The 13,212-nt window shown below is 62.4% G+C and carries 8 protein-coding genes and 5 tRNA genes; 11 read left to right on the forward strand and 2 right to left on the reverse strand.

The window, feature by feature from the left end:
* Window positions 1–19 precede the first annotated feature (19 nt).
* Both F8A90_RS01480 and F8A90_RS01485 read right to left on the reverse strand, forming a co-directional pair.
* A complete protein-coding gene (locus tag F8A90_RS01480) occupies window positions 20–637 on the reverse strand; it encodes a cbb3-type cytochrome c oxidase subunit II (RefSeq protein ID WP_200018590.1) in 618 nt (205 codons plus the stop codon).
* Complete coding sequence (locus tag F8A90_RS01485) at window positions 634–2,124, reverse strand: cbb3-type cytochrome c oxidase subunit I (protein ID WP_200018591.1); 1,491 nt, start codon at window positions 2,122–2,124, stop codon at window positions 634–636. Before F8A90_RS01485 ends, F8A90_RS01480 begins: the two co-directional genes overlap by 4 nt.
* Before the next feature lie 246 nt (window positions 2,125–2,370).
* On the opposite strand from F8A90_RS01485, the gene F8A90_RS01490 reads away from it, so the two are divergent.
* The 11 genes from F8A90_RS01490 to F8A90_RS01540 all read left to right on the forward strand — a co-directional run bounded on the left by F8A90_RS01490 (window position 2,371) and on the right by F8A90_RS01540 (window position 13,155).
* Window positions 2,371–3,306 carry an alpha/beta family hydrolase gene (locus F8A90_RS01490; protein ID WP_200018592.1) on the forward strand — a complete coding sequence of 312 codons (936 nt, stop codon included), beginning with the start codon at window positions 2,371–2,373 and terminating at the stop codon, window positions 3,304–3,306.
* Window positions 3,307–3,525: 219 nt separating this feature from the next.
* Window positions 3,526–3,601: transfer RNA gene (locus F8A90_RS01495), tRNA-Val, on the forward strand.
* 78 nt (window positions 3,602–3,679) lie between these two features.
* Window positions 3,680–3,756, forward strand: a tRNA-Asp gene (locus tag F8A90_RS01500).
* A gap of 41 nt (window positions 3,757–3,797) precedes the next feature.
* A tRNA-Asp gene (locus tag F8A90_RS01505) sits at window positions 3,798–3,874 on the forward strand.
* A gap of 49 nt (window positions 3,875–3,923) precedes the next feature.
* Window positions 3,924–4,000 (forward strand) — tRNA-Val (locus F8A90_RS01510).
* 4 nt (window positions 4,001–4,004) lie between these two features.
* Window positions 4,005–4,081, forward strand: a tRNA-Asp gene (locus tag F8A90_RS01515).
* A gap of 477 nt (window positions 4,082–4,558) precedes the next feature.
* Window positions 4,559–6,586, forward strand: a complete 2,028-nt coding sequence (locus F8A90_RS01520) for an NADPH-dependent 2,4-dienoyl-CoA reductase (protein WP_200018594.1) — start codon at window positions 4,559–4,561, stop codon at window positions 6,584–6,586.
* A 203-nt stretch (window positions 6,587–6,789) separates the two neighbouring features.
* A complete protein-coding gene (locus F8A90_RS01525) occupies window positions 6,790–7,863 on the forward strand; it encodes a 1-aminocyclopropane-1-carboxylate deaminase/D-cysteine desulfhydrase (RefSeq protein WP_200018600.1) in 1,074 nt (357 codons plus the stop codon).
* Between the two features lie 199 nt (window positions 7,864–8,062).
* On the forward strand, window positions 8,063–9,148 hold the full coding sequence (locus F8A90_RS01530; protein WP_200018602.1) for a threonine aldolase family protein: 1,086 nt from the start codon (window positions 8,063–8,065) through the stop codon (window positions 9,146–9,148).
* A 703-nt stretch (window positions 9,149–9,851) separates the two neighbouring features.
* Window positions 9,852–11,774 (forward strand): PrkA family serine protein kinase, encoded by a 1,923-nt coding sequence (locus F8A90_RS01535; RefSeq protein ID WP_043334761.1) that lies wholly within the window; start codon window positions 9,852–9,854, stop codon window positions 11,772–11,774.
* A gap of 97 nt (window positions 11,775–11,871) precedes the next feature.
* Window positions 11,872–13,155 (forward strand): YeaH/YhbH family protein, encoded by a 1,284-nt coding sequence (locus tag F8A90_RS01540; protein WP_107335619.1) that lies wholly within the window; start codon window positions 11,872–11,874, stop codon window positions 13,153–13,155.
* Window positions 13,156–13,212 lie beyond the last annotated feature (57 nt).

The raw sequence follows: 13,212 nt of genomic DNA on the forward strand, positions 1-13,212 counted from the left end.
TCTCCTGAGCGGTGTCCTGTCATGGGCTACGGCTGGCGATGCCGTTCGCGGGGGCGGCCTGCTGCAGATAGGCGAGCAGCGCCGTGATCTCGGCAGTGCCACGCACGTCATTGGGGGCGGCGAGAATCTCGTCTTCCGCGTAGGGCACGCCCAAGCCTTGCAGGGCTCGCATGCGGGCCGCGATGCCTTCGCCGCTCAACGCCCGCTCGAACAGCCACGGATAGGCAGGCATCGCTGAGCCCGGCACCTGGCCGCGCGGGTCATGCAGGTGCAGGCGCTGCCAGGCATCGTCATGCTGCGCAGGCAGCTGGCTCAAATCCGTCCCCCGGCGCTCGGCGCCCCATAGCGAAGGGCGGCCGTAGTAGCGCTCCCGTGCGGTCGTCGCCTCGCTGTGGCGCGCCGTGTCGCCAGTCAGATCGCGCACCATGCGTGTATGGCACTGCTGACAGCCCTCGCGTTGGTAGATGCGCTGACCCTCCAGCGCCAGGGCGCTCAGCGGTCTGAGATCTTCAGGCGCGCTGGCGAGGCTGGGGTGAGCCCCGAGCGGTACCAGCTGGGCGAGGGCGCCAAGGCTCATGGTGAGCAGACATAGTGCCGTCATCAGGCCGGCGTGACGTTCGAGCAGGACATGTCTCATGCGTAGTGCCCTCCCGAGGATGTGGCAGGGGGCGTGGTAGAGGGGGGCGCAGAGGGCGTGGCAGGTTCTGATGATGCCTTCCGCGAGCCGGAATTGGGGAGCCGGCGCTCATGAGCGGCTTGGCGTTCGCTCTTGTGATCAGCCAGGGTGCGCGTCACGTTGAGAAGCATCAGTAGCATGCCGAGCGCCCAGCAGGCGAGCCCACCCAGCGAGATCATCATCGGCATGCGGGCCGCTTCCAGTACCTCGCTCAAGGTGTATAGCGGCCTGCCGTCATCTGCCAGCACATGCCACATGCTGCCTTGAAGCAGCGTGGTGGCCCAGCTGGCGGCAAGGCACAGCAGGGTGCCGATGATGGCCAGCAGGGCGTGAGTCTTGAGCAGCGCAAGGGAGCGCATCGGGGGCAGCAGGTGATAGGCCATCACGATGGCGACTGTCGCGACCACCCCCAGGCTTGCTGCCGGCGACAGACTGTTGGCGGCACTGAAGGTCAGGGCATTGAGTGTCGGCAGTGACAGCAGGCTGTATTCAAGTACCGCAAGGGCGAAGCTGACCAGAGCTACCGCCAGCAGGCCGATCAGTGGATCCCGGCGCAGTGAGTGCCAATCCTCCTTGAGTGTCATCAGGCCATTGAGGCTGAGTGCCAGCCCCGGCGCCAGCAGCAGGATGCCCATCGCCATGCCCAGCGTCTGGCTCCAGGCCGGCAGGGCGCTCGCGAACAGTAGCGGAGCACCTCCCCATGTCACCAGCAGCACCAGCATCCAGAAGCTGGTGGCGGCCAGCCGATGCGAGTAGAGCGGCAGCCGCGAGCGGCTCGTCACCATGTGATGGAGCAAGGCAATGACGCCGAATGCGAACATGCCGCCGGGGAGTGGCCCTGCCTGCCAGCGCTGAATCAGTGCCTCGAGGCTGCCCGTGAAGAGCGGTATCGATTCCAGCAGGCCGATCGGCACGCTGAGCGAGATCAAAACATGCTGCATCAACACCAGCATCAGGCCAGCGATGAAGTACCAGCAGGCCACCGGCAGACGACGTAGCGTGCGTTGTTCCAGCACCGTGAAGAAGACCCACGCCACGGCCAGCCAGACGAGGGTCATCAGGAGATCGACGAGCCAGGGCGCTTCGGCCATGTACTGGCCCGAGGAGTAGCCCGCGACTATCGCCAGTGCGCCGAGCGCGACCACGGCCTGCCAGCCGAGGAAGGTGAAATGCATCAGCTTGAGCGTGAAGGGGGGCGGTGGGATATCCGGTATCGCCGTCTTGGCGTCCGTGCGTGATTCGCGTTGCCGGATACTGTGCATGGCGATGGAGTAGCCGCCGGCGATCACTGCCGAGCCGCCCAGACCGTAGAGCAGCAGGTGGTGCTGCAAGGGGGCGAGGCGGCCGTAGCTCAGCCAGGCCACTTCCGGCCCCAGCGAGGGCCATAGCCAGATGAGGTTGAGCCATACGGCCAGACAGAGGCTGAGCAGGCCCCAGATGACAGCCATGCGAGCAAAATCATGGTTCACGTGGTGATGGTTCACGCGGGGTTGGCAGGCCGAAGCCTCAAGAGCTGTACGCATATCACGACCTCGTCGGCAGTGGGCGAAAGCGCAGTGCTGATGGTGACGGTGCTGGAAGTGGCGCTGCGGGAGCGGCCATATCACTGACGCCACTGTTCAGGGCGGCAGGGCTGGCGCTGACCGATATCACGCGCGACCATGACCGACTGACAGGCCATCCCTCGCGCTGGAATGCAGCGTTTACCCTCATCGGTTCCAGCGTTGTCTGGCGCGAGCCGTACGAGATCAACAGGAGAGTTTCGCTTGCCCGCCGTCACTTCATCATCGGACGAAGATGCCAATGCGTCCAATACGGCTGAGGTCCCCAGCCCTTACGCCGAGGAAGGCTTTCGTGTCGCCAGCCTGGCTGATGTCGCCTCGGAGCTTGCTGCTCGCCAGACCATGTCCCACGACGCGCTGGCCGCGCGAGGGCCGTGGCGAGGCTGGTTGGCGGAACTAGGGCCGCTTGAGATCCATGGACGACCGGGGCGTGCCCTGCTGTTGCATGCGCATGGTGCCGGCGCCGGGCGTGAGACCGACTTCCATCAACGGTTCGCTGCTGCCTGCCTGATGCAGGACATGGCGTGGCTGGCATTCGATTTCGGCTATCTCGTCAGGATGCGCTGCGAGCGTCGCCGCAGGCCGCCGCCCCGGCTGCCCGGGCTGATCGAGGAGATGGCACGCTGGTGTCAGGCGCTGATGGCGTGTGTGGCGGCCGTCGACGCCTTGCGATCGCTGCCCTGGCTGGTCGGCGGCAAGTCGATGGGCAGTCGTGTGGCCTCCCATCTGCTGGTGGAGTTGACCCGGGCGGCGCATGCGCCGTTGCCGGTCGGGTGGTACGCGCTGGGCTATCCGTTTCATCCCACGGGCAAGCCCGACAAGTTGCGCATCGACCATCTGCCGGATATCCCGATGGCCGGCGTGATCTGTCAGGGCAGCCGCGATCCCTTCGGAACTCGAGAGGAAGTGACGGCATATCCGTTGCCGGAAAACCTCACTTTGCTTTGGCTGAATGATGGCGAACATGATTTCAAGCCACGAAAAGCGAGTGGTAAGACTCGAGAAGGACTGATTTCGCGTGCGGCGCAGGCCTTGGCCAATCACCCGGCTCTGGGCGGAAAACGGTAGTGAATCGCCACCATGCGAGGGGCATTACCCTGGCCTTCGACGGCGACAGCGGCATGTCAGAATGATGACGCAACGCTGATGTTTACTGGCCTGCAGGCGATATGCGGCGGGAAAGTCCTGTCTTATCAATACTCTGTCGCGGACGATTGCTGAAATTGCGCGTAAAAAAAGTATTGACTCATGGGCCGGATTCCGTAGAATGCAGCGCCAACGAGACAGGGGTGGTTAGCTCAGTTGGTAGAGCACCAGCCTTACAAGCTGGGGGTCACTGGTTCGAACCCAGTACCACCCACCATTTGAAAAAAGTCATTGCTTTTCAAAGCGTTACTTGATTAAATGGCCTGGTTCGTCAGCAGAAGCAAACGATTGTCGTGGACCGGTAGTTCAGTTGGTTAGAATGCCGGCCTGTCACGCCGGAGGTCGCGGGTTCGAGTCCCGTCCGGTCCGCCATTCTCGTTTGTCATGCGCCCGATGTTGAGTTGTTCTGAAGTGGACCGGTAGTTCAGTTGGTTAGAATGCCGGCCTGTCACGCCGGAGGTCGCGGGTTCGAGTCCCGTCCGGTCCGCCATCAGAATCGCGAGATGTCACCGCTGCTTGCAGCAAAGATCGTTTGTGTTGGGTGATTAGCTCAGTTGGTTAGAGCACAAGCTTCACATGCTTGGGGTCACTGGTTCGAATCCAGTATCACCCACCAATGCGGACCGGTAGTTCAGTTGGTTAGAATGCCGGCCTGTCACGCCGGAGGTCGCGGGTTCGAGTCCCGTCCGGTCCGCCATTCGATCTACAAGAATTCGTGAAACCCGAGCTTTCGAGCTCGGGTTTTTGCGTTTCTGGCTGTCGGAATGTCTTCAGTACAGGCCCGGCCTGCTTGTCTCCTGTTCTTGCCTCTTTCCCCTTTCCTCTCTCCTTTTCGTTGACCTGGTCATGTTCCGGTCTCGTCGGCCTTCCCTGGGCACAACACGACATTTCGCTCTTTCCCCGTTGCTGGGTGTCCTGCGCGGTTGTTCATCTCGCTGATGTCATCACTGGTGTCATTCGCAATGTGGCCTTTGGGAGTATTGAGCCCATGGCGCGATGCTCTACACTGGGATCATCCGTTTCATACGACCGTTTGCCACTTGTCATCAGTCATTGATGTCCTGACAACCTGTTACTGATGACCATGACTCATGAGTGTTGCTGATGAGAGTGGCGGCGGCGCGATATAACAATGATTGTCCGAGGTGCTCGAGACAGCCAAGGAGAGACCGCAATGACTGCCTATCCGAATATCTTCCGTCCGCTGACGTTGGGCCACATCACGCTCAAGAACCGTGTGTTGATGGGCTCGATGCACACGGGGCTTGAGGAGACTCCCAATGGCTTCGCGCGCCTGGCGGCGTTCTATCGTGAGCGTGCGCGCCACGGGGTGGCGCTGATCGTCACGGGCGGTATCGCGCCGAATGCGGAAGGGGCTGTCATGCAGGGGGCCGCGAAGCTGACCACCCCGGAGGAGGCGGAGCACCATCGCGAGGTCACCGAGGCGGTGCACGCCGAGGATGGACGCATCTGTCTGCAGATTCTGCACGCAGGGCGTTATGCCTACTCACCGGATCAGGTCGCGCCCTCGGCGATTCAGGCGCCGATCAACCCCTTCACGCCACATGCGCTGAGCACGTCAGAGGTCAAGGAGCAGATCGCCGATTACGTGCGCTGCGCCAGCCTGGCACGCGAGGCCGGCTATGACGGCGTCGAGGTGATGGGCTCGGAAGGCTATTTCATCAACCAGTTCATCTGTCGGCGCACCAATCAGCGCGAGGATGAGTATGGTGGCAGCTTCGAGAATCGCATCCGCCTGGCGGTGGAGATCGTCGCGGGCATTCGCGCCGCACTGGGTGAGGACTTCCTGATCATCTATCGCCTCTCGATGCTGGATCTGGTCGATGAGGGCAGCACCTGGGAGGAAGTGGTCGCGCTTGGCAAGGCCATCGAGGCGGCGGGGGCAAGTCTGATCAATACCGGCATCGGCTGGCATGAGGCGCGCGTGCCGACCATCGTCACCAGCGTGCCGCGCGCTGTCTTCACGGGGCTGACCCAGCGCATGAAGCAGGAACTCAGCCTGCCGCTGATCACCACCAATCGCATCAACATGCCCAAGGTTGCCGAGTCGGTGCTGGCCGAGGGCCATGCTGACATGGTGTCGATGGCGCGACCGTTCCTGGCGGACCCGCAATGGGTCAGCAAGGCCAGGGCGGACGATGCTGCCATCATCAATACCTGCATCGCCTGCAATCAGGCGTGTCTCGATCACACCTTCCAGATGAAATTGACCTCGTGCCTGGTCAATCCGCGCGCCTGTCATGAAACTGAGATGGTGATCGAGCCTGCGCGACATGAGCGTCGCGTGGCAGTGGTGGGCGCAGGGCCGGCGGGACTGTCTGCTGCCGTGACGGCGGCCGAGCGTGGTCACGAGGTGGTACTGTTCGAGGCGCAGTCCGAGGTGGGTGGCCAGTTCAATTTCGCGCGTCGTATTCCCGGCAAGGAAGAGTTCGACGAGACACTGCGTTACTTCAACGAGAAGCTGGTGCGTTGTGGGGTCGAGGTGCGACTCAATACCCGCGCCACCGCCGAGATGCTGGCGGAATTCGATGCCGTGATTCTGGCCTCGGGCGTGAAGGCGCGGACGCCGGATATCGAGGGTGTCGAAGCCGGTATCGAGCGGGGGCAGGTGCTCAGCTATGCCGAGGCGATCAGTGCGCCGGAGCGGGTCGGGCGGCGCGTGGCGTTGATCGGGGCTGGCGGGATCGGCTTCGATGTCGCGGAGCTGATGACTCACGTCGAGCCGTCGCCCTCGCTGGATGGTGAGCTGTGGTGCGAGGAGTGGGGGGTGGATCTCTCGGTCAGCACGCCCGGCGGCCTCAAGGCACCCGTGGTGCCGCAGGCGCCGCGTGAAGTGTGGCTGCTGCAGCGCAAGACCTCCAAGCCCGGCAAGGGGCTGGGCAAGACCACTGGCTGGGTGCATCGCGCGACCCTCAAGCAGCGTGGCGTCAAGATGGTTGCCGGCTGTGAGTATCGCTCGATCGACAGCGAAGGCCTGACCGTGAGCCTCGATGGCGAAGAGCAGCATCTGGCGCTGGACAGCATCGTGCTGTGCGCCGGGCAGGATTCGGTGCTGGAACTCAAGGCGCCTCTGGAGGCGGCGGGGGTGGAGCTGCATATCATCGGGGGCGCCGACAAGGCGGCAGAGCTGGATGCCAAGCGCGCGATCGCGCAGGGCACCATGGCGGCCGCTGCCCTTTGAGTTGACCGCGATCACGCATGGGGATATTCAGCGTTGAGCTGAGCCTGACCACTGCTAGACTGATGGAAGCCACCGCGGACGCCGTGCCCTTTGCTGCATGTGCCTCCGTGGTGGCTTTGTCGTCTTCAGAGTTTGTCTCGGACGCCGCGTCAGCGGCTCGACGCGCTCTGGTCTCTGCCTTGCCGCCACGATGGGATCTGCTCATGTCACCGCACGCTGCCGCCTCACGCCATGCCACCGCTGAGGCTCTGATGCCGGACACCGAGGACAGTCCTTTGCCGCCACACAGGGAGGACGCTCGGGCTTCATCGTCGCAGGCCGCCTCCCCGCCGGTAGCCGAGACACTGGACAGCCTGCTGGATCTGTTCACGCCGCCAGCGGTCGAGCGCCTGACGTGGCCGCTGGCCGACGAAGCCGGTGTGATCGTCGAGTGCCTGCGCGCCGACACGCTGGACAGCGAGATTTCCGGCAACAAGGCCTGGAAGTTGCGCCTGCCGCTGGCCAGGGCGTTGAGCGAGAGGCGTGGCATCATCAGCTGTGGGGGTGGTTGGTCGAACCATCTGCATGCGCTGGCGGCGGCGGGGGCCAGACTGGGCATCGAGACGCATGGCCTGGTACGCGGGCACCCTGAAGCACCGCTGACGCCCACGCTCGCCGATGCACGCGACAATGGCATGCGCTTGAGTTTCGTCTCGCGAGCCGAGTACCGGCAGCGCGACCAGCCTGATTTTGCCAGCCGCCATGGCGAGGGGGTCTGGATTCCCGAGGGTGGCGGTTGCGTGGAGGGCGTCGCTGGGCTTGCACCGTTGGCCCAGGCGCTGGCCGAACCGGTGGCGGGCGAATCCGCGCCTCAGCTGGTGCTGCTGGCCTGTGGCAGCGGCACGACGCTTGCCGGGGTGCTGAGTGCGCTGGGCGAGCGCGATGGGCTGAGAGTCATTGGGGTGCCAACCATGAATCATGGTGATCAGCTCTATCATCGTGTGCGTCGCCTGCTGGCAGAGAGTGGCGGCAGCCAGCAGAAGACGCCGGAATGGGGCTTGTGGTTGGGAGCGCAGGCCGGCGGCTTTGCCAAGGCGCCCGATTGGTTGATCCGGTTCATTCAGCGCTTCGAGGCCGAGACGGGCGTTGCGGTGGAGCCGGTCTATACCGCCAAGCTGTTTGCGGCGCTGGCACATCATCTTGCCAATGGTCTGATCGCACGCGGTACGCGCATTCGCGTGCTGCATAGCGGGGGCTTGCAGGGGCGGCGAGGGTATCCGGCGTTGCAGGCCATCTGAGGGGGCTGGCTAGGTGAGCGTCATCTGGCGCGTCTCATCCTGCGAGGCGCCAGCCGGTGGCTTGCGTGCAGCATTCACCTGCCACTGGCGACGGCGTGCAGCGCTGTTATGATGGGGTTTCTGCAGCGGCTCCTGCCATCCGGGAGCCGTGTCTGTTTCACCGGACAGGGTGATCCCCTGTCTCGCTCTGGAAATCCCCATGACGACTGACGCCATTGCCCCGACCCCCGCTGCGACCTCTGCTGCCGATGAAACGTGCACTTCACGCTTTCTGGCCAGTGACAACACGTCCGGTATCTGTCCCGAGGCGATGGCGTACATGATGCAGGCCAATCGTGATGACGATCTCGCCTACGGCAATGACCGCTGGACGCAGCAGGTTACCGACAGCTTTCGTCAGCTGTTCGAGACCGAGTGCGAGGTATTCTTCGTCTTCAATGGCACCGCCGCCAACTCCCTGTCGCTGGCCCATCTGTGCCAGTCCTACCACAGTGTCATCTGCCACGAACTGGCCCATATCGAGACCGATGAATGCGGTGGGCCGGAGTTCTTCTCCAACGGCTCCAAGTTGCTCAATGCGCCGGGCCCCGACGGCAAGCTGACGCCCGAAGGCATCGAGCAGCTGGTCACCAAGCGCAGTGATATCCACTATCCGCGTCCGCGCGTGATCTCCCTGACCCAGTGTACCGAGGTCGGCACCGTCTACAGCCTGGAGGAACTGCAGGCGATTCGTGAGGTGGCGGACCGTCATGATCTGCAGATCCATATGGATGGCGCTCGCTTCGCCAATGCCTGCGCCGCGCTGGGCGTCTCGCCGGCAGAGCTGACCTGGAAGGCGGGTGTGGACGTGCTGTGCTTCTCCGGCACCAAGAATGGTCTGGCCATGGGGGAGGCGGTGATCTTCTTCGATCGCAAGCTGGCACGCGATTTCGATTATCGCTGCAAGCAGGCCGGACAACTGGCCTCCAAGATGCGCTTCATCGCGGCACCCTGGATGGGGCTGCTGGAAAATGATGTCTGGCTGAACAACGCCCGCCATGCGAATGGCATGGCGCAGTATCTGGCTGAGCGTCTCGAGGCGCTGGAGGGCATCGAGTTGCTGTTCCCCAGTGAAGCCAACAGCGTGTTCGCCAGCTTCCCGGAGCACGTGCTGTCGGCACTGCGTGAGCGTGGCTGGACCTTCTATACTTTCATCGGTGCGGGTGGTGCGCGCTTCGTGTGCTCCTGGAATACCACCACTGAGCTGCTCGACGCCTTGCTCAAGGATATTCGCGACGTGCTGTGAGTTCCTTGATACAGGCAGTGCCGAAGGCGTGAGCGCCTCCCTCGAGATCCCCATCGCCCCGGCGGTGGGGATTTTTTTGTGGCCTGCTGTCCGGTCTGATCACCGTCATGCGTGACTGAGGCAAGAGACTGATCAGGTTGGTAGCCACTCCGTCGCCAGTCGTTGTTTTCATGGCCTCTGTGATGAGTCAGGAGACTGCATGAAGAGTGACGGAGGTGGTCGGATGCGAGGTGTGGGCGCGGCCATTATTGCTTGGCGGGCTGGTGTGCAGCGTCGCTTGGGCGTGAGAGTGACTGGCGTCAACCGTCAGTCTGTTCCTATGCTCAAGGTGTGCTGCGGTGCAACATGGCATGAGTGAATCATCCGCGACAGCAGAAGCATTGGTCGAGTTTTCGCGTCTTTTGAAGCTTTCTTCAACGCGTTGCCAGGGGTGTTCAGGCGCCATCGTAGTGCCTGCTGACCCACTGGCTGCCGTAGATCCTGTGGTGCTTGGCAGAACTGGCTCCGCTGGCGGAAAGTTCGTTGAATGCATTCATTCACTGTATTGGACATCAGCACCCTATATCGACCTATGCTGATAAACACGCCGAGGCAGTCGTCCTGCGTACGCTATACCGGCTGAGCGGGCGAGCGAATATTGCGGTCTTATTTGAGTGGGCCCGGCGATGGTCCCAGCGATTGATGTCGCGACAAGGAGGCTTCCATGAGCATCTTCGATCACGTGCAGAGCCGCTATGAGCGGATTCAGCAAGAAGAGATGAGTCTCCAGGAGTACCTGGAGTTGTGCCGGCAGGACACTACTGCCTACGCCAGCGCTGCCGAGCGCATGCTGGCGGCCATCGGTGAACCGGAGGTCATCGATACCGCCAAGGACCCCAGTCTTTCCCGTATCTTTTCCAACAAGCTGATCCGCCGTTATCCAAGCTTTGCCGAGTTCTATGGCATGGAAGAGGCTATCGAGCAGATCGTTTCCTACTTCCGGCATGCGGCGCAGGGATTGGAAGAGCGCAAGCAGATCCTGTATCTGCTCGGTCCCGTGGGCGGCGGCAAGTCGTCTCTGGCGGAGCGTCTCAAGCTGCTGATGGAGCAGATTCCCTTCTATGCCATCAAGGGCTCGCCTGTCTTCGAGTCTCCGCTGGGGCTGTTCTCGCCGGAGGAAGATGGCGAGCTGATCGAGAAGGAGTACGGCATCCCCCAGCGCTGCATGCGCAGTGCCATGTCGCCGTGGGCCGCCAAGCGTCTCAAGGAGTATGGCGGTGATATCAGCAAGTTCCGCGTCGTCAAACTCTACCCCTCGCGCCTCAATCAGATCGGTATCTCCAAGACCGAGCCGGGCGATGACAACAACCAGGACATTTCCGCGCTGGTCGGCAAGGTCGATATCCGTCAGCTGGAGCTCTATGCCCAGGATGACCCGGATGCCTACAGCTTCTCCGGCGGGCTGTGCAAGGCCAACCAGGGGCTGATGGAATTCGTCGAGATGTTCAAGGCGCCGATCAAGGTGCTGCACCCGCTGCTGACCGCGACCCAGGAGGGCAATTACAACCCGACGGAAGGCATGGGGGCGATTCCCTTCGATGGCGTGGTGCTGGCGCACTCCAACGAGAGCGAGTGGCAGGCCTTTCGCAACAATCGCAACAACGAGGCCTTCCTCGATCGCGTCTATATCGTCAAGGTGCCTTACTGTCTGCGCGCCTCCGAGGAGGTTAAGATCTACGCCAAGCTGCTGGAGCATTCGTCGCTGAACCAGGCACCCTGTGCCCCGGATACGCTGCGCATGCTGTCCCAGTTCATCGTGCTGTCGCGGTTGCGTGAGCCGGAGAACTCCAGCGTCTACTCGAAGATGCGCATCTATGATGGCGAGAACCTCAAGGATACCGATCCGCGCGCCAAGTCGATTCAGGAATACCGCGACAGCGCCGGTGTCGACGAGGGGATGGATGGGCTCTCGACGCGCTTCGCCTTCAAGATTCTCTCCAAGGTCTTCAACTTCGATGCCAGTGAGGTCGCGGCCAACCCGGTCCATCTGCTCTACGTGCTGGAGCAGCGCCTCGATCAGGAGCAGCTGCCCAAGGAAACCCACGAGCGCTACCTGCGCTATATCAAGGAATACCTGGCGCCCCGCTACGTCGACTTCATCGGCAAGGAGATCCAGACCGCCTACCTCGAGTCCTACTCCGAGTATGGGCAGAACATCTTCGATCGCTATGTGACCTATGCCGACTTCTGGATCCAGGAGCAGGAGTATCGTGATCCCGAGACCGGCGAGCTGCTGGACCGTCAGTCACTCAACGAGGAGCTGGAGAAGATCGAGAAGCCGGCGGGCATCTCCAACCCGAAGGATTTCCGTCACGAGGTGGTCAACTTCGTGCTGCGCGCACGGGCGCAGAACAACGGTACCAACCCGAGCTGGCAGTCCTACGAGAAGCTGCGTGCGGTGATCGAGAAGAAGATGTTCGCCAATACCGAAGAGCTGCTGCCGGTCATCTCCTTCAATGCCAAGGCCTCTGCATCCGACCAGCGCAAGCACGAGGACTTCGTGGCGCGCATGGTGGATCGTGGCTACACCGAGAAGCAGGTGCGCCTGTTGTCCGAATGGTACCTGCGCGTACGCAAGTCGCAGTAAGCCCTGCCGACTGACGACAGGCCTGCCGGCGGGCAAGATTGCCGCCGGCACTTGCCATCCGGTCATCCGCTGAGGGCGGGGCCGGCAAGGAGGGCGAATGAGTTATTTCATTGATCGACGCAGCAATGCACGCAACAAGAGTGCAGTGAATCGACAGCGCTTCATTCGGCGCTATCGCAGTCATATCAAGCGGGCAGTGGAGGATGCCGTCAATCGGCGCTCCATCACCGACATGGAGCGCGGCGAGGAAGTCTCCATCCCGACGCGTGACATTTCCGAGCCGGTCTTCCAGCACGGTCAGGGTGGCAAGCGGCGTGTGATCAATCCCGGCAACAAGGAATTTGTCGAAGGAGACCGCATGCGCCGTCCCGGCGGCGGTGGTGGAGGAGGCGGCAGTGGCGAGGGTCAGGCCTCCAACCAGGGCGAGGGGGAAGATGACTTTGCCTTCACCCTGTCGCGTGAGGAATTTCTCGAGTTCGTCTTCGACGGGCTGGAACTGCCGCATCTGGAACGCAAGCAGATCGCGGACATGGAAGAGGTGCGCCCGGTGCGCGCGGGGATCGCGCGTGACGGCACACCGGCACGTATCAACATCGTGCGCTCGATGCGCTCGGCGCAGGCGCGGCGCATCGCGATGCGTTCCCCGATCAAGCGGGCGCTGAAGGAGGCTGTCGAAGCGCTGGAGCAGGAGGAGCGCAAGGACCCGGTGCTGCGCAACAAGGTGCGCATCAGTGAGCTCAAGGCGGAAATCGAGCGGCTCGAGGCGCGCCTCAAGGCGGTGCCGTTCCTCGATACCTATGATCTGCGCTACAACCACCTCATCAATCAGCCGATGCCGTCCAACAAGGCAGTGATGTTCTGCGTGATGGATGTCTCGGGGTCGATGACCCAGGCGCACAAGGACATCGGCAAGCGCTTCTTCCTGTTGCTGTATCTGTTTCTGGAGCGCAACTACGAGAAGGTCGAGCTTGTCTTCATCCGTCACCACACCGCTGCCAAGGAGGTTGACGAGGAGGAGTTCTTCTACTCCCGCGAGACCGGCGGCACCATCGTGTCCAGTGCCCTCACGCTGCTCGATGAGGTGATTGAATCGCGCTATCCGGCCGGTGAGTGGAATCTCTACGTGGCACAGGCCTCGGATGGCGACAACTGGGACGACGATTCCACCAACTGTCGCGAACTGATGATCAAGAAGCTGATGCCGCGCCTGCAGTACTACGCCTATGTGGAGATCACGCCGCATGCCCATCAGGCGCTATGGGAGGAGTACGAGCGGGTCGAGGCGGAATTTCCGGAACGCTTTGCCATGCAGCAGATCGTCGAGGCAGGTGATATCTACCCGGTGTTCCGCGAGCTGTTCAAGCGCCGCATCAGCGCCTGATCACATCATGCGACGTGCCCGGCAGTCGCGCCGGGTCAGGAGGCCTCATGAGTCATG

Source organism: Cobetia sp. cqz5-12 (assembly GCF_016495405.1).
Taxonomy (GTDB): Bacteria; Pseudomonadota; Gammaproteobacteria; order Pseudomonadales; family Halomonadaceae; genus Cobetia.

Coding starts and splice junctions, on each gene's coding strand:
- F8A90_RS01525 (WP_200018600.1), top strand. CDS start 6,790: ATGTCACCGCACGCTGCCGCCTCACGCCATGCCACCGCTGAGGCTCTG.
- F8A90_RS01535 (WP_043334761.1), top strand. CDS start 9,852: ATGAGCATCTTCGATCACGTGCAGAGCCGCTATGAGCGGATTCAGCAA.
- F8A90_RS01530 (WP_200018602.1), top strand. CDS start 8,063: ATGACGACTGACGCCATTGCCCCGACCCCCGCTGCGACCTCTGCTGCC.
- F8A90_RS01540 (WP_107335619.1), top strand. CDS start 11,872: ATGAGTTATTTCATTGATCGACGCAGCAATGCACGCAACAAGAGTGCA.
- F8A90_RS01490 (WP_200018592.1), top strand. CDS start 2,371: ATGCAGCGTTTACCCTCATCGGTTCCAGCGTTGTCTGGCGCGAGCCGT.
- F8A90_RS01485 (WP_200018591.1), bottom strand. CDS start 2,124: ATGGCTGTCATCTGGGGCCTGCTCAGCCTCTGTCTGGCCGTATGGCTC.
- F8A90_RS01520 (WP_200018594.1), top strand. CDS start 4,559: ATGACTGCCTATCCGAATATCTTCCGTCCGCTGACGTTGGGCCACATC.
- F8A90_RS01480 (WP_200018590.1), bottom strand. CDS start 637: ATGAGACATGTCCTGCTCGAACGTCACGCCGGCCTGATGACGGCACTA.